Consider the following 23981-nt stretch of genomic DNA (forward strand, 5'->3'; position numbering starts at 1 on the left):
TGAGAAAGAGGATGCCGACTTAGCCTGGTCCGGTCATGATCCGGTTCGAGGGCGTCACCAAGACCTATCCGGGCACCTCCCGTCCTGCGCTCAACGGCGTGGACCTCGAGGTGCTCAAAGGCGAGTTCGTGTTCCTGGTCGGGGCCTCCGGATCGGGCAAGTCCTCGTTCCTGCGCCTCGTCCTCAAGGAGGATCGGCCGACGAAGGGCAAGATCTTCGTGCTCGGGCAAGAGCTCGCCGCCATCTCCAGCGGCAAGGTCCCCTACTTCCGGCGCAGCCTCGGGGTCGTGTTCCAGGATTTCCGGCTGCTGCCCAACAAGACCGTCTTCGACAACGTCGCGTTCACGCTTCAGGTGATCGGCAAGAGCAAGGGCTTCATCCAGGAAGCCGTGCCCGATGTGCTCAAGATGGTCGGCCTCGGCGGCAAGCAGAACCGCTACCCCCACGAACTCTCCGGCGGTGAGCAGCAGCGCGTCGCGATCGCCCGGGCCGTCGTCAACAAGCCGGCCATCATGCTCGCCGACGAGCCCACCGGAAACCTCGACCCCGCCACGAGCGCCGGCATCATGACGCTGCTCGCGACGATCAACGCGAACGGCACGACCGTGCTCATGGCGACCCACGACGTCGGGATCGTCGACTCGATGAAGCGGCGCGTCATCGAACTCGTCGGTGGTCAGATCGTGCGCGACGAGCGGCAGGGCGGCTACCAGACCCAGTCGATGCCGATGCAGAAGGTGCGGAAGGCCGAACCCTCGTTCGACGACCTCGCCGCCGCCGTCCCGACTCCCCAGCCGACCCCGACCCCGACCCCGGCCGTCGCCCCGTCGACCGCCGTGCCGATCACGGTCGAGGAGGTCGCTCCGACGACCGACCCGATCGACGTGATCCTGGCTCCCGCCGCTGCGACCGACGACCAGCCCCCGGCGGACGCGACGGAACCGGCCGAGGCGACCCCGGCATCCGCTCCTCCGGTCGCGCCGACCACCCGGCGTCCCGCCGTCATCCCCGAACCCGGGTCGGGTCCGCCGCCCGGATTCGTCTGGCCGAAAGCCCCCGACTCGCTGCGGAGCGACCGATGAGACTCGGGCTGGTGCTCGGCGAGGTGGGGCAGGGGTTGCGCCGCAACCTGTCGATGGTCGTCTCCGTCGTGCTGGTGACGTTCATCTCGCTGACCTTCGTCGGCGCCGCGATCCTGCTGCAGTTCCAGATCACCCAGATGAAGGGCTACTGGTACGACCGGGCGCAGGTCGCCGTCTACCTCTGCACCCAGTTCGACGGGGACGACTGCGCGAACGAGGAGGTGACCCAGAGCCAGATGGATGACGTCGAGGACGAGCTGAACGGGGCCACACTCGCCCCGTACGTCGAACGCGTCGAGTTCGAGACCAGCCAGCAGGCGTACGACACCTTCGTCGGCTCACTGGGCGACAGTCCGATCGCCGACGTGGTGACGCCCGAAGCGCTTCCGTCGGCGTTCCGCGTGAAGCTCGTCGACCCCGACCAGGCCGACATCATCGTCGACCAGATCAGTGGGATGCCCGGTGTCTTCGAGGTGCGCGACGACCGCGCGGCGCTCGAGCCGATCTTCGCCCTGATCAACACCCTGAGTCTCAGTGCCGTCAGCATCGCCGCGCTGATGCTCGTCGCGGCGGCCCTGCTCATCGCCACGACCATCCGGCTCTCCGCGTTCTCCCGACGCCGGGAGATCTCGATCATGCGCCTCGTCGGCGCCTCGAACCGGTTCATCGAGACGCCGTTCATCCTCGAGGGTGTGTTCGCCGCGCTCATCGGTGCGGCGCTCGCCGGCGCGGCCATCTTCGCGCTCACCCAGTTCTTCGTCGGCGGGTACCTCGTCGAGGCGCTCCCGACGATCGGCTTCGTCGGCACGGCGGACGCGCTGCTCGTCGCCCCCATCCTGCTGGGCCTCGGTGCCCTGCTCGCCGCGCTGTCGGCATCCGTCGCCATCCGCCGCTACCTCCAGGCGTGAGACCGCCGCCTTCGGGTTAGACTGGGCGGCTGCTCGGGCTACGAACGCGAAGGAGGTGAGTCGAGATGCCGAAGGAATCGGGTCAGAAGGTCGTCGCGACGAACCGCAAGGCGCGTCACGACTACACGATCGAGGACACCTACGAAGCCGGTCTCGTGCTCACCGGCACCGAGGTGAAGTCGCTGCGCGAGGGCAAGGCCTCGCTCGTCGACGGCTACGCGTTCATCGACGGCACCGAGATGTGGCTGGACGCCGTGCACATCCCCGAGTGGGGATCCGGGTCGTGGACCAACCACGCCACCCGGCGCAAGCGGAAGCTGCTGCTGCACAAGGCGCAGATCATCAAGATCTCGCACAAGACGAAGGAGGGCGGGTACACCCTCATCCCGCTCTCGATCTACTTCTCCGAAGGCCGCGCGAAGGTCGAACTCGCGGTCGCGAAGGGCAAGCGCGAGTACGACAAGCGTCAGGCGCTGCGCGAGCGGCAGGACAAGCGCGAGGCCCAGCGCGCGATCTCGTCGCGCCGTCACCTCGGCGAGTAGCGGCGCGAGGGCCCGCCGCTACGGCAGCGGGCGGTGGAGGTCGCCCGTGATCGTGCTGCCGTCGGTCTCCGGCGCGATCACGCAGAGGGCCTCGGTGTCGCCGGCGAGGTACGCCGCCGAGTCGGGGATCGCGATCGCGTACGCCGTGTAGTCGCCCGACGGGAGCCCCTCGATGAGGAAGAGCCGGTACTCCAGGTAGCGCAGGCAGAGCTTGTCGGCGAAGATCGCCAGCGACGAGTCGACGAGGTCGTAGGTGGCCTGGTCGAGTTCGAGCTCGGCCGGGGCGAACACCTGCTGGGGATGCGCGGTGCCGCACGCGACGACCGTGTACTCGTCGAGATCGCGCGCCGACTCCTCGAGGCAGGCACCCGGGCGGAGGTCGTCGAGAGCGGTCACGCCGAGCGGCACGGGAGGGACGCGCGTCGCGACTCGCACCACCACGAAGGCGACGAGCCCGACGATGACGACGACGAGGGCGAGGATGCCGATCCGGGCCCATCCGGGGAGCGCGGACCAGTGACGGGGGCGGGCTTCGACGGCGTCGGTCACAGCGATACGGTATCGGATGTGGACACCCGGACCGGAGGGCGCGGCCTCGAGATCGCGACGGCGGTCGCCCTCGGTGTCGTGTCGCTCGTGACCGCCCTCGGGGTGCTCCAGTCGAGCCTGTGGAACGACACCGCCGACCGCCTCGCCTCCGACGCCGCGGATGCCCGCGACCAGAGCATCTCGATCGCGGTCGTCTCCCAGTTGCGCGAACGCGGCGACCTCGCGGCCATCCTCGAGGCCCGCCCGCTCGCCCAGGAGTACGACCTCGCGCTCGCCGCGGGTGACTTCGATCGCGCCCTGGATGTCTACGGCGACCTGGGCACGAAGGTGGCGACCGCGTTCTACCTTCCCGACGGATCCTTCGACGCGTGGTGGGCCGCGGGGTTCCCCGACGACGCCCGCCCCACCGACCTGCCCGACTACCGGGTCGCGCTCTACGGCGACGTCGACGCGTTGACGGCGACGTCGCGCGAACTCGGGGAACAGGCGTCGACGCTGAAGGCTCGCTCGGCGGTCTTCGGCCAGGCCTCCCTCGTGCTCGCCCTCGCGCTCTTCCTGTACGGCGTCGCCGGGATCAACCGCCTCCGAGCGGCCCGGTACGTGACGCTCGCGATGGGATCTCTCGTCTTCGTGTTCGGTCTGTTCCTGATGTCGACGGCGTACTGAGGGGGCCGCGATGAGAGACGAGACGCGGCTGCGGAGCATGCTCGAGATCGCGACCGCGATCCTGCTCGGTCTGGTGTCGGTCGCGACGGCGGCCGGCGCGTACCAGGCGTCGGAGTGGTCGCGGCAGTCGGGGGAGTACGCGGGCGTCGCCGGACAGTTGCGCGACGAGAGCCTCGCGACGAACATCGCCTCCCAGCTCGCCTCCTTCGACGACGCCGACCGGCTGGGCCAGGCGCTCGCGATCCAGTTCGACATCGACAACGGGGCCGCCGACGTCGACCCCTTGCGGGAGCGGCAGACGGTGCTGCTCGAGGCCGGATCGCCCGGACTCGCCACGGCCTGGGACGCCTGGGTCGAGAGCGGCTATACGGATGAGTTCTATCCGCTGGTCAGCTCCGACTACATGGCGTCCGGGCTCGCGCCGACCTACGCGGCGAACCGGGCGTCGGCGGTCGCCTTCGCGGCGTCCGACGAGATCGGCGGCCGCGGGCTGCTCATCACCGTGGCGTCGGCGATCTTCGCGCTCGCCCTGCTGCTGCTGGGTGTCTCGGGCGCGAACGCCTCGCTCAAGGTCTCGCTCGGTCTCGCGATCGGTGGGGCCGGCGCGTTCCTCGGCGGGGTCGTCGTCTCGCTGTTCGCGATCGTCGGCTGAGGGTCAGCGGGCCAGAAACCGCGCGTCGACGCTCGCCGACACCTCGATGCGGTCGGGCGTGAAAGTCAGCTGCGACCCACCCTGGGTGTCCATCGCCATCATCATCTTCCCGGCGCCGCGGGCCATCGGCATCGCGCCACCGCCTCCGGAGCCCGCGTCGCCGAGCATCCCGGGGTCGGCGATCGCGACGGCGGTCACGTTCGACAGCCCGGCGGCCCGCGCGTAGGTGGTGGCTTTGACGGTGGCATCCTGAACCGCCCGGGTCTGGATGTCGGTCGTCACCGCGAGACGACGCTCCTCGGTGAGGTCCCAGGCGATCGACGCGATCGTCACGCCGGTCACGGTGGCGAACTGCTCGACGAACGAGCTGAGCGCGTCGAAATCCTGAAAGCGAGCGGATGCCGACAGCGCGGCGTAGTACACGGGCGCCAGTTGCTTGCCCTCGTTGTTCCACGGTCGGTTCGACCAGACGCTCACCCGGTCGCTCGACCAGCGGGTGACGGCGCCCGACTCCTCGAGGGCGTTCAGTGCCGCAGTCACCTGCGCGCCGACCGCGGTCGTGGCCGCGAACACCGGCTCGCGCTTCGGGCCGTCGTGGGAGACCGTCACGCTCACGGTCGCGCGCTCCGCCTCGAACCAGTCCGACGCCGTGCCCTGCACCGTGATGATCGTCTCGGCTGCGTCGTTCAGGCTCATGGCGTCATTGTCGCATCCGGCGTAGACTCAAGGGCTGGCCACGGTTCGCCGAGGCCGATTCACAACTCCACAGCGTGCGACAACGGCGCCTTCCCCTCCACGGAAGGACTCCATGGGGATGATCGGTTTCGACATCGTCTGTGAAGCTGCGAGAAGCGGGCCGAGGATGAGGGGTTATCTCGTCAACGCTCCCCTCAAAAAACAGGTGCCAATGCTAAGCGCACCGACTTCGCTCTCGCCGCCTAAGGCGTAGACCGAGTCCGTCAGTCCGGGTATGTTCTCGCCCCGGATCCTGGCGTCATCTAGAGGACTTGCTGCGAACCTGAGTCTCAGGGGTTCGCGGGACTTTCACTGAGGCTGGGCTCGTCGACCTAGATGCTCGTGGCAAAGGTCGGAGCCGAGTAGAACGCTCTCACGAGCTGCGCCCGGAGAAGGCGCAGGTCCTCAGCGATGGACGGGGGTTCAATTCCCCCCATCTCCACCATTCGCCGTTGTCGCACGCTGTCGGGTCAGCCGCTCGCCGCCAGGTCGGCGAGTTCCCCGATGTTCGCGCGGACCGCGATCTCGGCGACCCGGTCCGCGCGCTCCCGTTCGGTCGGGGCCGCGTCGATCCACTCGATGAGCGCCGTTCGCTGAGCGCTGTCCAGCGCGTCGAAGGCCTCGGTCGCCCGCGAGAACAGCGCGAGCGCCGCCCTCAGGTCGCCGGGCACCGGCTGACGGTCTGCCGTCACGCCGCGTCGACGCTCGGAACCTTCGCCGGCCACCAGAAGCGGTCACCGAGGAGGAAGACGAGCGCGGGAACGAGCACGGTGCGCACGACGAGGGTGTCGAGCAGCACGCCGATGCAGACGATGACGCCGATCTGCGCGAGGGCGACGACCGGCAGCACGCCGAGGACGACGAACACGGCGGCGAGCAGGATGCCGGCGCTCGTGATGACGGCCCCGGTCCCGCCGAGGGCGCGGATCATCGCCGGGCGGGTCGGCAGGGCGACTCGCTCCTCCCGCGCGCGGGTCACCAGGAAGATGTTGTAATCCACGCCGAGAGCCACCAGGAAGAGGAAGCCGAACAGCAGCACGCTCGTGTCGAACGCCGGGAAGCCGAGGATCTGCTGGAACACGAAGTTCGAGGCGCCGAGGCTGGCGAAGAACGTCGTCAGCACGGTCGCGACCAGGATGAACGGGGCGACGAGCGACCGCAGCAGCAGCGCGAGGATGACGAGCACCACCAGGGCGATGAGCGGCAGGATGAGGGCCTGGTCACGCGAGGACGCCGTTCGCACGTCGAAGGCGGTCGCGTCCGACCCTCCCACGAGAGCCTCAGACACCTCGCCCCCGGCGTCGCGGAGCTCGGTGCGCAGATCGGCGATGACCGCGAAGGCGTCGTCGCTCTGCGGTTCGGCGTCGAGGGTCACGTCGATGCGGGTCAGGTCGTCCCAGCTCTCGCCGGCGCGCACCGACTCGACCCCGTCGACCCCTTGGGCCAGCGCGACGACGTCGTCGGCGCCAGCGCTCGGCGCGAGCACCACGGTCTGTGCGGTGAGACCCGCGGGGTAGGCCTCTTCGATGATGCGCTGGGCCTGCACCGACTCCGGGTCTCCGAGGATCTGGTCGGTCTGCGAGAGCCCGACCTTCGCGCCGACGAGGCCCGACGCGAGCACCGCGAGTCCGAGGACGGCGACGCCCGCGACGACGGCGGGCCGGGCCGCGACGCGGCGTCCGATGCGCGCCCAGAGGCTGCGGCTCTGCGGGTCGGCCTCCGGGTCGTACTTCGGCACGAGGGGCCAGAACAACCCGCGTCCGCAGACGACGAGGGCGGCGGGGAGCACGAGCAGGCCGAACAGCAGTGCGATGCCGATGCCGACCGCGCAGGCGAAGCCGAGGGCGCGGGTGCCGCCCAGGTCGCCGAGGAGGAGCAGCAGGAGCGCGGCGGCGACGGTGCCGCCGGAGGCGAGGATCGCCGGGCCGGCGTGCCGCAGGGCGGTGCGCATCGCCGCGACGCGATCCTGCTGGCGGATCAGCTCCTCGCGATAGCGGGCGACGAGAAGGAGCGCGTAGTTGGTGCCGGCGCCGAAGACGAGCACCGATTGGATGCCCGACACCGACGGGTCGAGGTCGATCCCGACGAGCGGCGCGAGCCAACCCACCACCACCCGGGCGAGGCCGTCCGCGATGCCGACCGTGAGCAGCGGGACGATCCACAGCACCGGGCTGCGGTAGGTGATGATCAGCAGGATGCCGACGACCGCGGCGGTGATCGCCAGCAGCCGGAAGTCGGCGCCGGCGAAGGCGTCGGAGATGTCGGCCTGGAAGCCGACGGGTCCACTGAGGCGCGCCTCGAGTGCGTCGGGGAGCCCGTCGGCGGCGGCATCCCGCAGCTCGGTCGCGGCGGCCGCGACGTCATCGTTGACCGCCTCCTGCTCGAGAGGCACGACGATCAGCACGGCGGAGCCGTCGTCCGACGGCACCGGCACGACCGCGCGCGGCTCGATCGCCAGGTCGGCGAGGCGCTCGGCGGCGGCGGAGGCATCGGCGATGTCGCCGGCGTCCAGGTCGTCGCCGTCGGCGCGGGTGATCACGACGATGCCGACCGTGGTGTCGCCGCTCGGAGCCTCCTCGAGGAGCGCGGCCACCTGCGCCGACTCGACGGTGTCGGCGAGACCGGAGGCCGGGAAGCTCGTTCCTTCTTCGGCGGGGATGAGCGCGAAGGCGGCTCCGGAGAGGAGCACGGCGAAGGCGAGAACGATCCAGGAACGCAGACGTCCGACGAGAGAGGGGAGGCGCATGAGGCGAATCTAGTTTAGCAAGGCAACTAAATCAAAGTCGGGGGGCGCCTAGAATCGGGGGGAGAGGAGGTCCGATGGCCGAGCAGCGCACGCCGACCCATCTCGACAGCCTGCGCCGGATCGGCGCGCTCTCCCAGCGCATCCACGCGGCGCTGGCCGTCGCGGTCGAACTCAACGGCACGTCGCTCGACGCGATGGAATGGCTCGGGCGGGAAGGTCCGCTCACCGCCCGGGAGCTCGCGGCGCGCCTCAACATCACGCCCGGCGCGGTCACCGGCGTCATCGACCGACTGGTCGCGACCGGCCACGCCTCGCGCGTGCCGCACGCCGGCGACGGGCGCAGCATCCAGGTCGTTCCGAATCCCGACTCGTTCCGCTCGGTGGCGGGCCTTCTCGGCCCGATGATCGCGGAACTGCAGCGTCGCGGGCAGGACTACACGCCCGACGACTACGAGGTCATCGAGCGGTTCCTCGCCGACGTCGAGGCCGCCTATCTCATCGGCGTCGAGTCGCTCACGACTGCGCCCTCGACGACGCCGGTCTGACCGCTACCCGGCGAGGTCGCTCGCAACGAGGCCCCACCAGTCCGCCGCGTCTCGGCGTCGAACAGGAAGCGCCGCGACCGTCGACGATCGGATGTCGTCACCGCGGTCGGCGATCGCGAGCAGCGGGCCCGCGGCATCCCCGCTCGCCACGGTGTCGAGCTGGACGATCCCGGTCTGGTCCCAGTGCCCGAGCACGCCCCGGAGCTTGACGTCGGTGTACGCGTCGACGACGAGCGCCGCGATCGGAACCCCCGCGGGGGCCGCGAACACCGCGGGGTGGTAGCGGCCGGTGACGAGCATCCCGGCGGATCGCGCGAGGTGGGCGGCCGCCCGGGAGTCGCCCGTGGGCACGACGGCGGAGTCGCTGCGCAGAGCCGCCCGCACCTCGTCGTGCAGCACCGCGTCGCCGCGCGTCACGCCCGGCTCGAGTGAGCCGAAGTGGGCGTGGAAGCGGATCGGCAACCCCGTCTCGGCGTGCACCGCGTCGAGCGCGCGGGCGAGTCCGGCGACCACGGCGTCGCGCGGGCGGCCGCCCAGGTGGGTCGAGAGGCTCACCAGCAGCACCGGCTCGACCGCCGGCGCGGGGTCGTCGAATCCGAGGAACGACGCGTCGTCGAGGGTCGCGGTGCCCGGCACGCCGAGGTCGGCCGCGAGCCGCACGGAGGCGGGCTCGCGGAGGCCGATCCGGCGGGCGCCGGCGAGGAGGCCGCGCACGAGGTCGCGATCCTCCGGGACCAGGTCGGGCCCGAGGGTCTGCCCGCTCACGACGAGGGGGCGCCCGGCGGCGGTCGCGATCGCCCCGAGCGCCGCGCGCTCGAAGACGTGGGACGGCCAGGTGGAGGCCAGGTTGCCGCCGCCGGCGATCACGACCCCGTCGGCCGCTTCCACGGCATCCATGACGGCCCAGATCGGGTCGTCGCCGGGCAGCGCACGACGGCCCGCGACGCAGGCGAGTACCGCGTCGAAACGCTCCCGGCCCGCCGCCCGATCGCCGGGGAAGCCGAGCCGCGAGACCGCGTCGACCCCATAGCGGGACGCCGTCTCGGCCGGCGCGGAGCTCAGCCCGGTGATCTCGGTGGCTCCCCGGGTGCGAAGCTCGGCGACGAGCGCCTCGAACATCGCTTCGTCGCCGATGTGCATCATGCCGTCGACGACGCCGACGTCCCCGAGGGCGACGATCTTCACGGAACTCCTTAGCGGGGGATCGGGGCACAACGCTACCCCGGATCGGATGTCAGGTCCGCGGGCTATCATCGGTGCGCCGCGACCGATCGGAAGCCGCGTTCGGGTCGGCTGGGAGGTGTACGGATGGGTGTTCAGACGTCCCTGGATCAGGTGCTCGAGGCTCCGACGATCGTGGATGCCATGCGCCTCGCCGACGACCTGGCGTTCGAGTCCGGTCGCGACCCCGGCGTGCGCACGCTGCGCGTGCTCGGCGTCGCCCTCGCCGGCGACGATGAACTCGCCGCGATCGCCGCGACGCACGCGCTCGCCGAGATCCGGGATGCCGAAGCCGCTCGCCTGCTCGCTCGCCTGCTCTCCGACGAGCGCCCGTTCGTGCGCGAACACGCCGCCTGGGCGCTCGGCACCGTGCTGCCGCGACCCGACGCGATGGGCCGCCTCCTCGGCATGACCGTGCGCGGCGGTTTCGCCGGGATGCTCGCCCAGCGCTCCCTGGAACAGTGGTCGTCGGCCACCGGCGACCACCTCGTCGTCGGGATCGAAGCCGGGCTGCTCGGCGTCGACGAGCCGGCGGCTCGTGCCCGCCTCGTCGAGACCCTGGGTCTCGTGCGCTCGGCGATCGCCGAAGAGCCCCTTCTGCGCCTCGCGCTCGACCCGGGCGAGCCGGAGCCGGTACGCGTCGCCGCGGTGGCAGCTCTCGGCCAGCGGCCGCGCGACTCCCGCATCTCCGAGGCGCTCGAGGGTCTCGTCGGCGGCGACGACTTCGTCGCCGAGGTCGCCCGCCTCGCGGTCATCGACTCCACCGCGACGCCGCTGCCGCGACTCGCCCGCGAGAACGGGCTGACGGTCGCGCAACTGTTCCTGCACGCCGACATCGACCCGCAGCTCAGCTCGGCCGGTGCGGGGGACAACGGCGGCATCGCGACCCTGCTCGTGCGGCTCGGCGACGCCCTCGCAGCCGACCCGGAGACCGGTGTGCAACGGGTCATCACGCTCTCCCGCGGCTCGGTCGACGGCGCAGCCTCCGATCTGCTGGGGCTCCATGACGCCGACGCGGGCCACGTCTACGGGCGCATCCCGCTGCTGCGCGACCCGGTGCCGGCGGCCGCCGCCTGGCCGTTGCGCGTGATGGCCCGCCGCGGCATCCGCCGCATCCTGCGCGCCGCCGGACACGTCGACCTGCTGCACCTGCGCATGGCGGATGTCGGCAGCCTCGCCGCCGCCGACGTCGCCCGCGAGCTCGGCATCCCCGTGGTCTTCACCGTCGCGCCCGACCCGCACGGCGTGATCGAGTCGCTCGACCGCTCGGGTCGGCTGACCCGCGCCGGCTTCGGCGCCGTCGACGGCGAGGAGCACTTCTGGTTCCGCGCCCGGCTCGTGCAGAGCCTCGCCGCGAACGCCGCGCACACGGTGCTCTTCCCGCGGCCCAAGCTGCGGGAAGACATGCAGCGGCTCGTCGGCATCGACCTCACCGCGCATCCCGAGCGTCACACGATCGTGCCCGAGGGCGTCGACCTCGACACGATCGACGCCGCCGTCGCGGATGCCGCCGCTCACGCCGCCGGCTCCGAGCCGGCTCCGGCGCTCGCCGAGCTACGCGCCCTGGTCGAGCAACTCGACCCGGCCCGTCGTGCGCTGCCGCTCGTCGTCAGCGTCGGGCGCATGCACCGGGTGAAGGGCATGGCGTCGCTCGTCGAGGCCTGGGCCCAGGGTCCGCTCGCCGCGCGCGCCAACCTGCTGATCGTCGGCGGCGCCCTCGAGTCGCCGTCGCTCGACGAACGCGAGCAGCTCGCCCTGATCGACGCGATCGTCCCCGCTGACCGCCGTGCTTCCGCCGGACTGCTGTTGCCGGGACACCGGGCGAACGACGTCGCCGCGCGCTGGCTCGCTGCCGCGCGCCTCGGTCTTCCGGGCCTCTCGGCGCCGGGCGGCGTGTACGCCTGCGCGAGCATCAAGGAGGAGTTCGGCATCGCCCTTCTCGAGGCGATGGCCACCGGGCTTCTCGTCGTCGCCCCCGACGGCGGCGGCCCCGCGACCTACGTCGAGGACGGCGTGACCGGTCACCTCACCGCCACCTGGGACGTCGCGCGTCTGCGCGAGGCGGTCGGGTTCGCGCTCGATCAGGCCGCTCTCGAGCGCGACGCCTCGCGCCCCGACCGGTCGCGCGACATGGTGCGCGAGAACTTCACGATCCAGCGGATGTCGTCGGCCCTCGGCACCGTCTACCGCGGGGTCGCCCGCGACGAGGCCGCCCTCCTCGCCCTCGCGGAGCCCGTGCGGTGACGCTGCTCGTCATCAGCCCCGACTACGCCTCGCACCTGCTGCCTCTCGTCACGCTCGCGACGGCGTGGCGGGATGCGGGGGAGCGCGTCGTCGTCGCCTCGGGCCCGGCGACCGCCGGAATCGTCGCGGAGTTCGGCTTCGAGCGGGTGAACCTGCAGCTCGGCCGTGGCTCGAACGCCGGCGTCATTCGTGCGGAAGACCAGGTCGACGAGGAGGCCGACTCGCTGCGCGGGTTCTTCGACGCCACCCGCCGCGGGATGGTCGAGACGCTGAGCTACCAGGCGCGCGAGCGGCTCGTGGACCTCATGTGGGAGCCGGAGCGGGCGGGGCGCGAGGTGCTGCGCCTCGTCGACGAGCTGCAGCCCGATGACATCCTCATCGACCATCTCGCGTTCAGCGCCCGGCTCGCGCTCTCGGTCGCCGGCATCCCGTACGGCGACGTCGTGCTCGGTCATCCGAGCGCGCTGCCGGTCGGTGACGAGAAGTACGGGTTTCCGCCGACGTGGCCCGCGGCGTTCCAGCCTTCTGCGGCTGAACTGGATGCGCTCGCCGAACTCTGCGACCGGGTGTCGGCGAACTTCACCGCCGAGTGGAATCGCACCGCGCGTGCCCTCGACCCGGCCGCGGTGCCGAGCGCTGACGCGTTCGCTGAGCACGGACCGCTCGTGCTCTACAACTACCCGGGTGAGCTCGCCGACTCCGCCGGGTTGCCGCCGCACGTGTTCCTCGGCTCGACCCGCCGTGAGGAACCGGCGGATGCCGAGGTCGATGCGTGGCTCTCCCGCACCGACGGGTTCGCCTACGTGAGTTTCGGCAGCTTCCTCTCGGTGCGCGGCGACGTGCTGCGCCGCGTCGTCGAAGCGCTCGCGGCCGCGGGAATCCCGGCGGCGGTCGCCTCGGGTTCGACGCTGCTCGACGAGCTGGGCCCGATTCCCGACGGCTGGCTCGTGCGCGAGTACCTGCCGCAGGTGCGACTGCTGGGGTCGGCATCCCTCGCCGTCACCCACGGCGGCAACAACTCGGTGACCGAGGCGCTCGGCGCGGGGGTGCCGCTGCTCGTACTGCCGTTCTCGACCGACCAGTTCGCCGGCGCCGCCGCGATCGAGGATGCCGGGGTCGGTCTCGCGCTCGACCCGAACGCCGCGACGGTGGCCGAGTTGCGATCGGCGCTGCTCACGCTGACGGCGCCGGACGCGTCACGGGATGCGCTGCTCGCCGCGATCGCCGCGCGTCAGGCCGCGGAGCCCGGCCCGGTGCTCGCGTTCCGCACGCTCTCGGCGAGACCTTCATCCACGAGCGCCGACATCGCCGCCGGATCGGATGCCGCGGCGCGGTAGCGCTCCATGTGCGCGGCGTTCGCCTTGTACTGCTCGCCGGCCCGCTCGGCCGCGACGTGGTGCAGGGCGTAGACCCGGCCCTCGTGACGCCGCGGCGGCTCACCCAGGATCGTCGAGTGCGCGAGGTACCAGGCGGCATCCTCGAAGCCCCAGCCGCGGAAGCGCTCGTCCTGCCCGCCGTGCGCCTCCCAGGCGCGGCGGGTCGTGACGTAGACGCCCGAGCAGGCGCCGTTCACGAGTTCGAACGTGCACTCCTCGAGCGGGATGCCGGCGGCGAACTGCGCCGAGCCCTCCGCGCCGAGCCAGTGGTACGCGGTGTAGGGCAGGTGCACGCGTCCGCTCGTGGCCGCCGCGGCGACGGCTTCCCGAAGAGGTTCCGGCTCGGGGAGGGTGTCGGCGTCGTTCAGAACGATGACGTCATCCAGTCCGGCTTCGGCGACGGCGAGGTTGCGGCAGCGGGCGAGGTTGAACGGCACGTCACCCGAGTCGATCGTCGTCAGCGCGAACTCCGGCAACATCCGCGCGTACCAGTCGCGCACGCGGTCGAACGCGTCCAGGCGCGAGGGTGCGGGGCGCCACGGGAGCACGACGAGTGGGGAGGTCACGTCGGAACTGTACGCGGTCGCGGCGGATGTCGCATCCTGCGTACATTTCGGAGAATGTACGTTATACGTGACATACTTGCCGATGTCGCACAGAGCAGACATGAGAGGAGCCGTCGTGAAAGTCAGATCGAGTGACGAACTCGGCGCGGTCGTGCGCGACCGGCGACGCGGTCTGCGACTCTCGCAGGCCGATCTCGCCGCGCGAGCCGGGGTGACGCGCCAATGGGTCGTCCGATTCGAGAAGGGCACCTCCGACGTGTCGCTCTCGAAGACTTTCGCTGTGCTCGATGCGCTCGATCTGAACGTCAGAGTCAACGAGCCCTCAGAGCGGTCGGCCTCCGGGCGACGGGGCACTCAGTTCACCCTCTCCATTCCGCCCATCCAAGTCCCGCAGCTCACACTGCCGAACATCGACTGGGCCGACATCTCCCGGCGCCTCGCGATCCAATCGATGGACATGAGTACGACTCTCGCCGAGATCCGTTCGAAGTACCCGCAACGGCACGTCGAATCGTCGACCGGGGAGGCCGAGCACAGTGGATGACCGGCTCGACGTCGAACTGTACGGGCACGCGATCGGCCAGCTGGTGCGCACCGGTGTCGAGGACTACGAATTCGCCTACGATCGCGCATGGACAGCGGAGGATGTCGCTGTCCCGCTCTCGCTCTCGCTTCCTCTGCGCAGCCGCACGCACCGGGGGCGCGTCGTCGCGAACTTCCTCGACAACCTGCTGCCCGATAACCCCGACGTGCGGCAGCGATGGGCGACCGACGCCGGGCTCGATACGACCGAGCCGTTCTTCCTGCTCCGCGAGTACGGGGAGGATGTCGCCGGCGCCGCCTCCTTCCGCCCCGCCGGCGAACCCCCGCGATCGCATCGGTGGCGGATCGATGAGGCCCAGATCGCGGAGCGGGTGCGAGCGCTCCGCGCCGACGCCTCAGCCTGGCACGACGACGGTCCGGCGTCGGGCCAGTTCTCTCTCGGTGGCGCTCAACGCAAGTTCTCGCTGGCCCATGATGACGACGGATGGTGGGAGACCCGCGGTGCTGACCCATCGACGCACATCTTCAAGCCCCAGGTCGAACGAGTTCGCGACGGCGAGCTGGTCGAGTACCTCATCATGCGGAGCGCACTCATCCTCGGCCTGCCGACTGCCCCGGTGGATCTCTTCGATCACGACGGAGAGCACTCGCTGATCGTCACGCGGTTCGATCGCCGTATCGACGACGGACGGGTTGTCCGGCTCCATCAGGAGGATCTGCTGCAAGTCCTCGGAGTTCCGCGTCTGCGCAAATATGAGCGGTTCGGGGGGCCAGGGATCGACGAGATCAGCGGTGTTCTGAAAGTCGAAACCGATCGACACTCGCTCGAGCGGTACGCGGCGACACTGATGTTCTCGTGGATCGTGATGTCGACGGACGCGCATGCGAAGAACAGCTCGGTCTTCATCCATTCGGAAGGTGCCGCGCTCACGCCCCTCTACGACGCCTCATCGGTTCTTCCCTATCTCGCCGCAGACCGTGGGATCGACCGACCGTCCCTTCTCGCGCGGGCTGCGGATCAGCGAATGTCGGTGGCCTACGGCGGCACGGATCGGGTTGGCGACGTGGGGACGTTCGAGATCGCGATGATTGCACAGCGATGCGGGATGCCGGCCGACCACCTGCTCGCGCTCACCGCGACCATGCTCTATGAGATCTCGGGTGTCGTCGCGATCGAGGCATCGGCGATGCCGCCGCTGCTGCAGACCGACACGGTCGCCCGCCTCGTGGAGTGGATGCCCGTTCGTGCCCGCCAAGCGGCCGAGGCGCTCGGGATCGGCGGCTTGATCGATCCTTGACGCCCCGGCAAGGGGTGAGGCAGGTACCTCAGAGGCTTTTCTGAACCCGTCGCGCGAGCCGCCGCTGGCCCTGGCGGATGACCGCCCCGAGGGCGATCAGCGTCAGGATGCCGCCGAAAGTCACGACGCCGACGATCGTCCAGCCGAAACCGTCGAGCGCGGTCACCGCGTCCATCGCGGCCGCGCGTCGACCGGGGTCGATGACCGTCCACAGCGTGATGGCGGCGATCGCGACGAGCAGCAGGCCCCAGATCACGGCTCCGGTGCGGATGCGCGGGCCGGGAAGCTGCTCGGCATCCATCGTGAGGTCGAGGGGGGTGGGTTCGGTCGTGGTCATGGCGTGGGTCCTTCGGTCGGTACGGGGGTCGGAGTCGGTTGGTCGCCCCAGGACTCGACGCCGTCGGGAGCGGGATCGAGCAGGAGCGGATCGCCGGCCGTGGGCGCTGTCCAGACCGTGAGGTAGGCGTTGTTCACCAGGTGCACGCGGAAGACCACATCCACGACTCCGCCGCCGGCCGTGAACTGCCGCCGGCCGTCGCGAAGGAGGAAGAACGAGGTCTGCCCGCTACCCGACCCCAGGTCCTCGATGACGGCGATCTGGTCGTCCGCGCGGTCGCTCACGATCTCGATGCGCGCGGACGCACCGTCCTCCAACCGCACCTCGACCCTCCCGCCCACCTGCCACAGATCGACCACCGGCGCGTCGCCACCCTCGGCGTCGGGCCGGTCGAGCACCCTGAGCTCACTCGCTCCGGCCAGTTGGAGGTAGCGGCCGTCGTGGTCGCGAGGCAGACCATAGCTGCTGCCGATCGGCAGGATCTCGCGATCGATCGGCACGACGAGCAGCGTGGTCGCGAGAGCCAGTGCGAACAGCGACGTGATGCTCAGCGAGGTGAGGCCGTTGCTGCGGCGCCGTGCCAGCCCGACGACGACGATCCCCACGCCGAGAACGAGCACGAGGGTCGCCGCGCCGACCACCCAGTGGGCTCCGCGAGTCGCGGGTTGGGCCTGTGCGACGGCCGCGGCGATCGCGGCCGTGACGAGGGCCACCCCGAGAACGAGGGCGACGACGCCCGGGTGCACCCACGGCCGGGTGAGCCTCTCCACCCGCGCCCGCTCCCGCGCGGCGGCGAGAGCCGCGTCACTGCGCATCCGGGCCTCCGCGGAGCGGCGCTCGCGCTCGCTCCGGCGCTGCTCGGCCGCCCATTGGGCGCGTTGGCGTTGCCAGTCGTCCTGGCCCCGCTTCCAGGCGGCGAGTTCGTCGGCGGAGGCATCGCCGGGCGGCGCGGGCGGCTCCCCGGGTGCCGGCACCGTCGTCGCGGTGGCGGCGTTCGCCGCGCGCGCCGAGGGAACCGTGTCGGGCTGGTCGTCGGTGGTCGCGGGGGTGACGGTGATGTCGGGGTTCGCCGACGATCGCCGCGCGAGCCAGACGACCACGACGACGGCGGCGGCGAGGAAGGCGGCGGTCCACAGCACGCGCAGCACGACGCCGCCCGCCCCGAGATCGGACCAGTAGGACGCCCCGGCGAACCAGAACCCCTGGGCGAGCGGCAGGAACGACAAGAGGAACACCGCGGCGATGCCGGGAATCGCCCGGGTCACCTGGCCACGTCCGAGCTGCTGGGCGTGGATCGTTCCGTGCTCGTCCGGAAGCACGAACCAGGCGAGGGCGTAGAGCAGGGCGACCGGGCCGCCGAGCACGGCGATCACGACGGCGATGCCGCGCACGAGCACGGGGTCGACGCCGATGCGTTCGGCGACACCGGCGCAGACGCCGCCGAGCCAGCCAGGTCGCCGCGGCAGGTCGAGCCGGCGGATCCAGGTGAAGAATCCGTGCTCGGGCGTCGGATCGACGGGATCCGGAGAGTCGACGGGATCCGGGGAGGTGGTGCGAGTGGGCATGATCCGATCGTGGCCCGCCCGGGGTCGTCGTTCTATGGGGTGAACCCCTGATCTGTCCCTGACCGGCCCGCACGTGTTCGAGCCAGCGTGCTTGGATCGAGTCATGCCCGCCCGCCCGCCCCTCGCTCGCCCGCGGGATGTCGTGCTCGGGGGCGTGTGCGTCGCGCTCGCCGATCATTTCGAGGTGCCCGTCGCCCGCATCCGCCTCGGGGCGGTCGTGCTCGCGGTGCTCGGCGGCGCGGGAGTTCTGCTCTACCTCTGGCTTTGGGTCTTCGTTCCTCGTGACCGGGGCGAGCCCGCGCGTCCGCCGACGCGCGCCGTTCCCGTGGCCGGGCTGCTGCTCATCGCCTCCGGGATCGCCGCCGTGACTTCGGCGATCACCTGGAACCTGCCGACTCTGCTGCCGGTGGGCGCCGTCGAGAGCGGCCTGCTCGCCGTCGGTGCGGCCGCCTGGGCATCGATCGTCGACCCGCGTGACCCCCGGCACGCGCCGTCCGCGCCGACCTCCCGGGTCGTCGCGGCGGGACTGCTGCTCGTGCTCGGGATCGGGTTGTTCCCCTTCACGCTGCTCGAAGGCCGGCCCGTCGTCGCCGTGCTGTCGGCGGCACTCGGGGTCGCGGGCGTCGCCGTTCTCGTCCTGCCGGCGGTCCTGGCGCGACTCTCGGAACGTTCGACCGAACGGGCCGCCCTCGCGCGCGAGGAACAGCGTTCCGAGATCGCGGCGCATCTGCACGACTCGGTGCTGCAGACGCTCGCGATCATCCAGAATCGTGCCGGAACGGGATCCGAGATCGCGCGCATCGCCCGCGCGCAGGAGCGCGAGCTGCGGGACTGGCTCTTCGCCGGCACCGACCCCTTCGCGCGCGATCTCGCGACCGAACTGCGCATGATGGCGCGCGAGCTCGAACTGGAGCACCCCGCGCGGATCGAGGTCGTCACCGTCGGTGACGTCGGGGGAGTGGAGAGTCACGCGCTCGCGTCGGCGGCGCGCGAAGCGCTCACCAACGCCGCACGGCATGCCGGCGGCGAGGTCACCGTCTACGCGGAGGCGACGGAGAATGCCGTCGACGTCTTCGTGCGCGATCGCGGGCCGGGCTTCGACCCCGCCGACGTGCCCGCCGGGCGCCTCGGCATCCGCGAGTCGATCCTGGGACGCATGACCCGCGCGGGTGGGACGGCGTCGGTCGAACCCGGGGCCGACGGCACCGAAGTGCACCTGCGGCTGCCCCGGCGGACGGGTGTGCCGGCGTGATCCGCGTGCTGCTCGTCGACGATCACTCGATCTTCCGCTCGGGGCTGCGGTCCGACCTCGGCGACGCGGTCGAGGTCGTCGGAGAAGCGGGGGACGTGGATGCCGCGGTGCGTGCCGTCGACGACCTGCGGCCCGACGTCGTGCTGCTCGACGTGCATCTTCCCGGAGGTGCGGGCGGCGGCGGAGCCGAGGTCGTGCGCCGCTCGGCGGCCCTCTTGGGCGACGTGCGTTTCCTCGCGCTCTCGGTGTCGGACTCCGCCGAGGACGTCGTCGGGGTGATCCGCGCGGGTGCGCGCGGCTACATCACCAAGGCCACCTCGGGCACCGATGTCGCCGCCGCCGTGCGCACCGTCGCGGCGGGGGATGCCGTCTTCTCGCCGCGACTCGCGGGCTTCGTGCTCGACGCCTTCGGCACCGCGGCCGGCGCCCCCGCGATCGCCGCGACCGATGACGAACTCGACCGGCTGAGCGCGCGCGAGCAGGAGGTCATGCGCCTCATCGCTCGCGGCTACGCCTACAAGGAGGTGGCGTCGCACCTCTTCATCTCGATCAAGACCGTCGAGACCCACGTTTCGGCGGTGCTCAGGAAGCTGCAGTTCTCGTCCCGCCACGAGCTCACCGCCTGGGCACTGGAGCGCCGCCTGCTCTGAGAGGTCCGGCGGGTCAGCCCCGCATCGCGACACCCTTGCGCCAGTACCCCATGAACGCGACCTGGGCGCGGTCGATCCCGAGATCCTTCACGAGGTGCCGGCGCAGCGTCGTGACGACGCCCGACTCGCCCGCGATCCAGAAGTATCGGTCGGCGTGGTTCGTCTCCGGAACAACGGCCTCGCCCAGCTCGGAGTACTGCGGTGTCTCCCAGAGCGGGTTCTCGGTGTCGGCATCCTGGATCTCGATCGTGTCGACGACGTCGCCGAGGTGCGCGAGCACCGCCGGGATCAGCACTTCGCCGTGCGAGCGCCCTGACCGCGGCAGCCAGTTCACGGCGACCCCCGCGGGGGCGGCGATCGGCAGGATGTCGTCGGCGTGCGGCACTTCGATGAACACCGTTCCACGTACGGAGGGGGCGACATCCTCGAGGATGCGGGCGATCGCGGGGGCCGCCGTCTCGTCGCCGGCCAGCAGGATCTCGCGCGCGTCGCCGGGGGAGTACTCGATGCCGCCGCCTCCTTCGCGGCCGCGGCGCGGGCCGATGACGAGCAGCTCGTCGCCGACCGCCGCCGTCGACGCCCACGTCGCCGCGGGGCCGGTGAGGCCGGGCTCGAGGTGCAGCACGAAGTCGATGACGACCGAGGTGCCGCCGTCATCCACCGACAGCGAGCGGATCGAGTAGGTGCGCATCGAGCCGCGTTCCTGCTCGGGCACGGCGAGCCAGGCCTGGTACCAGTCGCCCTCCGGGATGGCCGGCAGCGGGTGGCCGGGCGCGGGGAAGATCAGCTTGATCCGCTGATCGAGCACGGCGCCGGGAGTGCCGAAGTCGTCGAGGGAGTCGCCGCCGAACGTGATGCGGGAGAAGGTCGGCGAGATCCGTTCCACCGCGACGACGGAGGCCCGGGCGATGACGAACGGGGACACAGTGCTAACGGACATGATGCCTTCCTTCAGGGAGCACGAGCGGCTTGCCCGTGAGGGGGTCGGGGATGACGGTGCACTCGAGGCCGAAGACATCCCGAACCAGGTCGGAGGTGACGACGTCGGCGGGCGCGCCGAGTGTGTGAACGCGCCCGTCGAGCACGGCGACGAGTTCGTCGGCGTAGCGGGCGGCGAGGTTGAGGTCGTGCAGCACCATCACGATCGTGGTGCCCCGCGAGTGGTTGAGATCGGTGAGCAGGTCGAGCACGTCCATCTGGTGGGCGACGTCGAGGAACGTGGTCGGCTCGTCGAGCAGCAGGATGTCGGTCTCCTGCGCGAGCGCCATCGCGATCCACACCCGCTGACGCTGGCCGCCCGAGAGCTCGTCGACCGACCGGTCGGCCAGGTCGGCGATGCCCGTCGCCTCGAGGGCGTCGGCGACGGCCTGGTAGTCGTGCGCGGTCCAGCGGGCGAGCAGCTTCTGGTGAGGATGCCGGCCGCGCCCGACGAGATCGGTGACGGCGATGCCCTCCGGCGCCAGGGGACTCTGCGGCAGCAGCCCGAGGGTGCGAGCCACCTCCTTGGTGTTGCGCGAGGCGAGGGCTGCGCCGTCCAAGACGATCCGGCCGTCGCGAGGCTTCAGCAGCCGGGCGAGCGCGCGCAGCAGCGTCGACTTGCCGCAGCCGTTCGCGCCGACGATCGCCGTGATCTTGCCCGGCGCGAGGTCGAGCGAGAGCTGCTCGACGACCGTGCGATCGCCGTAGGCGAGCGTGACGGCATCCGCCGACAACTGGTGTGTGGTGGTCATATCGAGGCTCCCGATCGGGCGGTCCTGGCGAGCAGGTAGATGAGGAACGGCGCGCCGAGCGCGCCGGTGACGATGCCGACCGGGTAGCGGGCACCGAAGGCGAACTGCCCGACGAGGTCGGCGGCGAGCACCAGGAGCGCGCCGACGAGTCCCGCGGGCACGAGGAGCGAGCCCCCGGTGCCGACCAGCCGCGCGGCGACCGGGCCGGCCATGAAGGCGACGAACGCGATCGGTCCACTCGCGGCAGTGGCGAACGCGAGCAGCGCGACGGCGGCGACGATGAGCAGCAGCCGGGTCGCCGTCACGCGCACGCCGAGCGCCGCGGCGGAGTCGTCGCCGAGCCGCAGGGCGCCGAGGGCGCGGGCGTTGAGCAGCACGAGGGGGATGAGCACGACGCTCGCGATCGCCAGCGGGCGCACGGCATCCCAGGTGGCTCCGTTGAGGCTGCCGGCGAGCCACTGCATCGCGGTCGAGAGTTCCCAGTTCGACGCCCGGGAGAGCACGTACGACACGGCGCTCTGCATGAGGGCCGCGATGCCGATTCCGATGAGGATCAACCGAGCCCCCGCGAAGCCGCGGCGGTGGGCGAACAGGTAGATCGCGAGCGCGGTGAGCAGCGCCCCGCCGAGGGCGAGGAACGACACCGCCGTGTCGCTCAGCGAGAGGAGCACGATCCCGACCACGGCGGCGGCGCTCGCGCCCCAGGTGATGCCGAGGATGTCGGGGCTCGCCAGCGGGTTGCGCAGCATCGTCTGGAACGACGCCCCGGCGAGCCCGAAGGCGAAGCCGACGAGCACCGCGGTCACCGCGCGGGGGAGCCGCAGTTCGCCGACGCTGAACGACGCCCCCGGAACCTGCTGGCCGAGGATCACCCGGATGACGTCATCGGGCCCGTAGAACCGGTTGCCCACCATGAGCGTCACCGCGAACACGACGAACACGGCCACGCCGATCGCGGCGGTGATCAGCACGCGGCGGCGCAGGCGCGAGCGCCGGCCGAGTCGCACGGCATCGAGAGTCGTCACAGCTCGCGCACCTTCTGCCGGCGCACGATCGCGATGAAGAACGGGGCGCCGACGAGGGCGGTCATGATGCCGACCTCGATCTCGGCGGGCCGCGCGATGACGCGACCGAGGGTGTCGGCGAGCACGAGCAGTGAGGCGCCGGCGAGGGCGGAGAACGGCAGCAGCCAGCGGTGGTCGGTGCCGACGAGCAGGCGGCACAGGTGCGGGATGACGAGGCCGACGAAGCCGATCGGGCCGGCGATCGCGGTCGCCGCGCCGCACAGCACGACGGCGCCGACGCCGGCGAGAAGCCGCGTGCGTCCGACGTTCTCGCCGAGTCCGGCGGCCAGGTCGTCACCGAGCGCGAGCGAGTTCATCCCGCGCGCGGTGAGCAGCACGATGACAGCGCCCAGGGCGAGCACCGGTGCGACGATCGCGATGCGTTCCCACGCTGCTCCGCCGACGCCGCCGATCTGCCAGAACCGGAACGTCGACAGCAGATCGACGCGGGGCAGCAGGATGGCGCTCATCAGCGCGGTGAGCGCGGCCGCCGTCGCCGCTCCCGCGAGTGCGAGTTTCAGCGGCGTCGCCCCGCCGCGGCCCAGGGAGCCGACCGCGTAGACGAACACCGCGGCCGCGGCCGCGCCGACCGTCGCCAGCGCGATCGTCGCGTACGGAGTGGTCAGACCGAGGAACGCCATGCCGCAGACCACTGCGAGGGAGGCACCGCTGGAGACGCCGAGGATGCCGGGGTCGGCGAGGGGATTGCGGGTGATGGCCTGGAAGGCGGCACCTGAGAGGGCGAGAGCCGCGCCGACGAGGATCGCGAGCACCGTGCGCGGCAGCCGTGCGACGACCGCCGCCTGGTCGACACCGGCGGTACTGCCGCTCAGCCCGGCGAGCACGTCGTCGAACGACACCACGCGGTTGCCGAAGGCCACCGAAGCGACGACCAGCACGACCAGGACGCCCGATCCGACGAGCAGCCAGGACACGCGGACGGCCGCCGGCCGCCGCAGCCCCTCGGAGCGTGCGGCGACCGGCGGTAGTGCCGTCGAGGCGGGAGACCTCACCCGGCCAGCGGCGCGGCCAGCAGCGCGAAGTAGTCGTCGATGCCCCAGCCGATCGAGAGCGGGGAGGGGTTGGCCGAGGCGGCGAGCGGTGTCGAATTCGGCAGCACGGCCACCCGGCCCTCCGCGATCGCCGGGATCTGCGAGAGCAGCGGGTCGGCCTGCAGCGCCGCGATGAACGTCTCCGCGTCGTCGCCGTAGGTCACGAACACGTCTATGTCGGCGAAGCGGTCCGCCTCCTCGGCGCTGACCTCGACGTAGAACGCGTCGGTTGCGGCCGACTCCTCCTCGACGACCGACGGCATGGGCAGTCCGATGCTGGCGAGGAATCCGGGGCGCGTGTCGTGGCTCGTGTAGAAGACGATCTTGCTGAAGTCGGCAGGATCGAGGTACGAGAACAGCACCTTCGTGCCCTCGAGATCGGCGTGCGCGGCGAGGGCGTCGGCGATCTGCGCGTGCAGGTCGTCGATCAGGGCCTCACCCTCCGCGGGGAAGCCGAGCGCGGTGGCGTTCATCGTGATGGTGTCCTCGACGGAGGTGGCCCAGGCGACGTCGGGGTAGGCGATGGTCGGCGCGATCTTCGAGAGCGTCTCGTACTCCTCCTCGCTCAGGCCGGAGTAGGCGGCGAGGATGACGTCGGGGGCGGCGTCGCTGATAGCTTCGAAATCGATGCCGTCGGTCGGGTCGTAGAGCCCGGGCT

The 23981-nt window shown here is 71.3% G+C and carries 25 protein-coding genes, 1 other RNA gene and 1 pseudogene; 14 read left to right on the forward strand and 13 right to left on the reverse strand.

Features of this window, described 5'->3' with window-relative positions:
• Positions 1–35 precede the first annotated feature (35 nt).
• The 3 genes from ftsE (at position 36) to smpB (ending at position 2532) form a co-directional block, all read left to right on the forward strand.
• Positions 36–1082 carry a cell division ATP-binding protein FtsE gene (gene ftsE, locus ACILQS_RS04800; RefSeq protein ID WP_395638971.1) on the forward strand — a complete coding sequence of 349 codons (1047 nt, stop codon included), beginning with the start codon at positions 36–38 and terminating at the stop codon, positions 1080–1082.
• On the forward strand, positions 1079–1990 hold the full coding sequence (gene ftsX / locus ACILQS_RS04805) for a permease-like cell division protein FtsX (RefSeq protein ID WP_395638972.1): 912 nt from the start codon (positions 1079–1081) through the stop codon (positions 1988–1990). The genes ftsE and ftsX overlap by 4 nt, the downstream gene beginning before the upstream one ends.
• Before the next feature lie 65 nt (positions 1991–2055).
• Positions 2056–2532, forward strand: a complete 477-nt coding sequence (smpB, locus tag ACILQS_RS04810; protein WP_395638973.1) for an SsrA-binding protein SmpB — start codon at positions 2056–2058, stop codon at positions 2530–2532.
• 18 nt (positions 2533–2550) lie between these two features.
• Here the strand turns inward: smpB and ACILQS_RS04815 are convergent, their stop codons facing one another.
• Complete coding sequence (locus tag ACILQS_RS04815) at positions 2551–3081, reverse strand: hypothetical protein (RefSeq protein ID WP_395638974.1); 531 nt, start codon at positions 3079–3081, stop codon at positions 2551–2553.
• Positions 3082–3099: 18 nt separating this feature from the next.
• Here ACILQS_RS04815 and ACILQS_RS04820 point away from each other — a divergent pair, with 18 nt between their 5' ends.
• Both ACILQS_RS04820 and ACILQS_RS04825 read left to right on the forward strand, forming a co-directional pair.
• Positions 3100–3747 (forward strand): hypothetical protein, encoded by a 648-nt coding sequence (locus tag ACILQS_RS04820; protein ID WP_395638975.1) that lies wholly within the window; start codon positions 3100–3102, stop codon positions 3745–3747.
• Between the two features lie 10 nt (positions 3748–3757).
• Positions 3758–4399, forward strand: coding sequence for a hypothetical protein (locus ACILQS_RS04825; protein WP_395638976.1), 642 nt, complete (start codon positions 3758–3760; stop codon positions 4397–4399).
• A gap of 3 nt (positions 4400–4402) precedes the next feature.
• Here the strand turns inward: ACILQS_RS04825 and ACILQS_RS04830 are convergent, their stop codons facing one another.
• Positions 4403–5095: an SIMPL domain-containing protein gene (locus ACILQS_RS04830; RefSeq protein ID WP_395638977.1), complete on the reverse strand. Its 693-nt coding sequence runs from the start codon at positions 5093–5095 to the stop codon at positions 4403–4405.
• 114 nt (positions 5096–5209) lie between these two features.
• Here ACILQS_RS04830 and ssrA point away from each other — a divergent pair.
• Positions 5210–5579, forward strand: a transfer-messenger RNA (tmRNA) gene (gene ssrA, locus ACILQS_RS04835).
• 25 nt (positions 5580–5604) lie between these two features.
• Here the strand turns inward: ssrA and ACILQS_RS04840 are convergent.
• Both ACILQS_RS04840 and ACILQS_RS04845 read right to left on the reverse strand, forming a co-directional pair.
• Positions 5605–5826, reverse strand: a complete 222-nt coding sequence (locus ACILQS_RS04840; protein ID WP_395638978.1) for a YdeI/OmpD-associated family protein — start codon at positions 5824–5826, stop codon at positions 5605–5607.
• A complete protein-coding gene (locus ACILQS_RS04845) occupies positions 5823–7880 on the reverse strand; it encodes an MMPL family transporter (RefSeq protein WP_395638979.1) in 2058 nt (685 codons plus the stop codon). The genes ACILQS_RS04840 and ACILQS_RS04845 overlap by 4 nt, the downstream gene beginning before the upstream one ends.
• Before the next feature lie 74 nt (positions 7881–7954).
• On the opposite strand from ACILQS_RS04845, the gene ACILQS_RS04850 reads away from it, so the two are divergent.
• On the forward strand, positions 7955–8425 hold the full coding sequence (locus ACILQS_RS04850) for a MarR family winged helix-turn-helix transcriptional regulator (protein ID WP_395638980.1): 471 nt from the start codon (positions 7955–7957) through the stop codon (positions 8423–8425).
• Positions 8426–8428: 3 nt separating this feature from the next.
• Here the strand turns inward: ACILQS_RS04850 and ACILQS_RS04855 are convergent, their stop codons facing one another.
• The gene (locus ACILQS_RS04855) at positions 8429–9610 is read right to left on the reverse strand and encodes a polysaccharide pyruvyl transferase family protein (protein WP_395638981.1); all 1182 of its coding nucleotides are present in this window, start codon (positions 9608–9610) and stop codon (positions 8429–8431) included.
• Positions 9611–9733: 123 nt separating this feature from the next.
• On the opposite strand from ACILQS_RS04855, the gene ACILQS_RS04860 reads away from it, so the two are divergent.
• Positions 9734–11890 carry a glycosyltransferase gene (locus ACILQS_RS04860; protein ID WP_395638982.1) on the forward strand — a complete coding sequence of 719 codons (2157 nt, stop codon included), beginning with the start codon at positions 9734–9736 and terminating at the stop codon, positions 11888–11890.
• Positions 11887–13227 carry a glycosyltransferase gene (locus tag ACILQS_RS04865; protein WP_395638983.1) on the forward strand — a complete coding sequence of 447 codons (1341 nt, stop codon included), beginning with the start codon at positions 11887–11889 and terminating at the stop codon, positions 13225–13227. Before ACILQS_RS04860 ends, ACILQS_RS04865 begins: the two co-directional genes overlap by 4 nt.
• On the opposite strand, the gene ACILQS_RS04870 is transcribed toward ACILQS_RS04865, so the two are convergent.
• Positions 13122–13832 (reverse strand): glycosyltransferase family 2 protein, encoded by a 711-nt coding sequence (locus tag ACILQS_RS04870; protein ID WP_395638984.1) that lies wholly within the window; start codon positions 13830–13832, stop codon positions 13122–13124. The genes ACILQS_RS04865 and ACILQS_RS04870 overlap by 106 nt on opposite strands.
• 115 nt (positions 13833–13947) lie before the next feature.
• Here ACILQS_RS04870 and ACILQS_RS04875 point away from each other — a divergent pair, with 115 nt between their 5' ends.
• From ACILQS_RS04875 to ACILQS_RS04885, 3 genes and pseudogenes are all read left to right on the forward strand, one after another.
• Positions 13948–14376 carry a helix-turn-helix domain-containing protein gene (locus ACILQS_RS04875; protein WP_395638985.1) on the forward strand — a complete coding sequence of 143 codons (429 nt, stop codon included), beginning with the start codon at positions 13948–13950 and terminating at the stop codon, positions 14374–14376.
• Positions 14369–14668 (forward strand): annotated as a pseudogene (locus ACILQS_RS04880) (HipA N-terminal domain-containing protein); the annotation flags it as partial. The gene ACILQS_RS04875 and the pseudogene ACILQS_RS04880, both read left to right, overlap by 8 nt.
• 78 nt (positions 14669–14746) lie before the next feature.
• Positions 14747–15673 carry a HipA domain-containing protein gene (locus ACILQS_RS04885; RefSeq protein ID WP_395638995.1) on the forward strand — a complete coding sequence of 309 codons (927 nt, stop codon included), beginning with the start codon at positions 14747–14749 and terminating at the stop codon, positions 15671–15673.
• 28 nt (positions 15674–15701) lie between these two features.
• On the opposite strand, the gene ACILQS_RS04890 is transcribed toward ACILQS_RS04885, so the two are convergent.
• Both ACILQS_RS04890 and ACILQS_RS04895 read right to left on the reverse strand, forming a co-directional pair.
• Positions 15702–16010, reverse strand: a complete 309-nt coding sequence (locus ACILQS_RS04890; protein ID WP_395638986.1) for a hypothetical protein — start codon at positions 16008–16010, stop codon at positions 15702–15704.
• Complete coding sequence (locus ACILQS_RS04895) at positions 16007–17575, reverse strand: PspC domain-containing protein (RefSeq protein WP_395638987.1); 1569 nt, start codon at positions 17573–17575, stop codon at positions 16007–16009. Before ACILQS_RS04895 ends, ACILQS_RS04890 begins: the two co-directional genes overlap by 4 nt.
• A 103-nt stretch (positions 17576–17678) precedes the next feature.
• Here ACILQS_RS04895 and ACILQS_RS04900 point away from each other — a divergent pair, with 103 nt between their 5' ends.
• Together ACILQS_RS04900 and ACILQS_RS04905 are read left to right on the forward strand one after the other, a co-directional pair.
• The gene (locus ACILQS_RS04900) at positions 17679–18827 is read left to right on the forward strand and encodes a PspC domain-containing protein (protein WP_395638988.1); all 1149 of its coding nucleotides are present in this window, start codon (positions 17679–17681) and stop codon (positions 18825–18827) included.
• Positions 18824–19477 carry a LuxR C-terminal-related transcriptional regulator gene (locus ACILQS_RS04905; protein ID WP_395638989.1) on the forward strand — a complete coding sequence of 218 codons (654 nt, stop codon included), beginning with the start codon at positions 18824–18826 and terminating at the stop codon, positions 19475–19477. Before ACILQS_RS04900 ends, ACILQS_RS04905 begins: the two co-directional genes overlap by 4 nt.
• 13 nt (positions 19478–19490) lie before the next feature.
• Here the strand turns inward: ACILQS_RS04905 and ACILQS_RS04910 are convergent, their stop codons facing one another.
• The 5 genes from ACILQS_RS04910 to ACILQS_RS04930 all read right to left on the reverse strand — a co-directional run.
• The gene (locus ACILQS_RS04910) at positions 19491–20417 is read right to left on the reverse strand and encodes a siderophore-interacting protein (protein ID WP_395638990.1); all 927 of its coding nucleotides are present in this window, start codon (positions 20415–20417) and stop codon (positions 19491–19493) included.
• The gene (locus tag ACILQS_RS04915; protein WP_395638991.1) at positions 20407–21207 is read right to left on the reverse strand and encodes an ABC transporter ATP-binding protein; all 801 of its coding nucleotides are present in this window, start codon (positions 21205–21207) and stop codon (positions 20407–20409) included. The genes ACILQS_RS04910 and ACILQS_RS04915 overlap by 11 nt, the downstream gene beginning before the upstream one ends.
• Positions 21204–22232, reverse strand: coding sequence for a FecCD family ABC transporter permease (locus tag ACILQS_RS04920; RefSeq protein WP_395638992.1), 1029 nt, complete (start codon positions 22230–22232; stop codon positions 21204–21206). Before ACILQS_RS04920 ends, ACILQS_RS04915 begins: the two co-directional genes overlap by 4 nt.
• Positions 22229–23284 (reverse strand): FecCD family ABC transporter permease, encoded by a 1056-nt coding sequence (locus ACILQS_RS04925; protein ID WP_395638993.1) that lies wholly within the window; start codon positions 23282–23284, stop codon positions 22229–22231. The genes ACILQS_RS04920 and ACILQS_RS04925 overlap by 4 nt, the downstream gene beginning before the upstream one ends.
• Positions 23281–23981: ABC transporter substrate-binding protein (locus ACILQS_RS04930; protein ID WP_395638994.1), on the reverse strand; the 701-nt coding region annotated here is incomplete at its 5' end. The genes ACILQS_RS04930 and ACILQS_RS04925, both read right to left, overlap by 4 nt.

It is taken from the genome of Pseudolysinimonas sp. (genome assembly GCF_044239695.1).
Classification (GTDB): domain Bacteria; phylum Actinomycetota; class Actinomycetes; order Actinomycetales; family Microbacteriaceae; genus Pseudolysinimonas_A.

Bases quoted from the DNA above. Each gene is read 5' to 3' on its own strand.
- ACILQS_RS04830 (WP_395638977.1), bottom strand. From the start codon at position 5,095: ATGAGCCTGAACGACGCAGCCGAGACGATCATCACGGTGCAGGGCACG.
- ftsE (WP_395638971.1), top strand. From the start codon at position 36: ATGATCCGGTTCGAGGGCGTCACCAAGACCTATCCGGGCACCTCCCGT.
- ACILQS_RS04890 (WP_395638986.1), bottom strand. From the start codon at position 16,010: ATGACCACGACCGAACCCACCCCCCTCGACCTCACGATGGATGCCGAG.
- ACILQS_RS04845 (WP_395638979.1), bottom strand. From the start codon at position 7,880: ATGCGCCTCCCCTCTCTCGTCGGACGTCTGCGTTCCTGGATCGTTCTC.
- ACILQS_RS04860 (WP_395638982.1), top strand. From the start codon at position 9,734: ATGGGTGTTCAGACGTCCCTGGATCAGGTGCTCGAGGCTCCGACGATC.
- ACILQS_RS04850 (WP_395638980.1), top strand. From the start codon at position 7,955: ATGGCCGAGCAGCGCACGCCGACCCATCTCGACAGCCTGCGCCGGATC.
- ACILQS_RS04825 (WP_395638976.1), top strand. From the start codon at position 3,758: ATGAGAGACGAGACGCGGCTGCGGAGCATGCTCGAGATCGCGACCGCG.
- ACILQS_RS04915 (WP_395638991.1), bottom strand. From the start codon at position 21,207: ATGACCACCACACACCAGTTGTCGGCGGATGCCGTCACGCTCGCCTAC.
- smpB (WP_395638973.1), top strand. From the start codon at position 2,056: ATGCCGAAGGAATCGGGTCAGAAGGTCGTCGCGACGAACCGCAAGGCG.
- ACILQS_RS04900 (WP_395638988.1), top strand. From the start codon at position 17,679: ATGCCCGCCCGCCCGCCCCTCGCTCGCCCGCGGGATGTCGTGCTCGGG.
- ftsX (WP_395638972.1), top strand. From the start codon at position 1,079: ATGAGACTCGGGCTGGTGCTCGGCGAGGTGGGGCAGGGGTTGCGCCGC.
- ACILQS_RS04895 (WP_395638987.1), bottom strand. From the start codon at position 17,575: ATGCCCACTCGCACCACCTCCCCGGATCCCGTCGACTCTCCGGATCCC.
- ACILQS_RS04910 (WP_395638990.1), bottom strand. From the start codon at position 20,417: ATGTCCGTTAGCACTGTGTCCCCGTTCGTCATCGCCCGGGCCTCCGTC.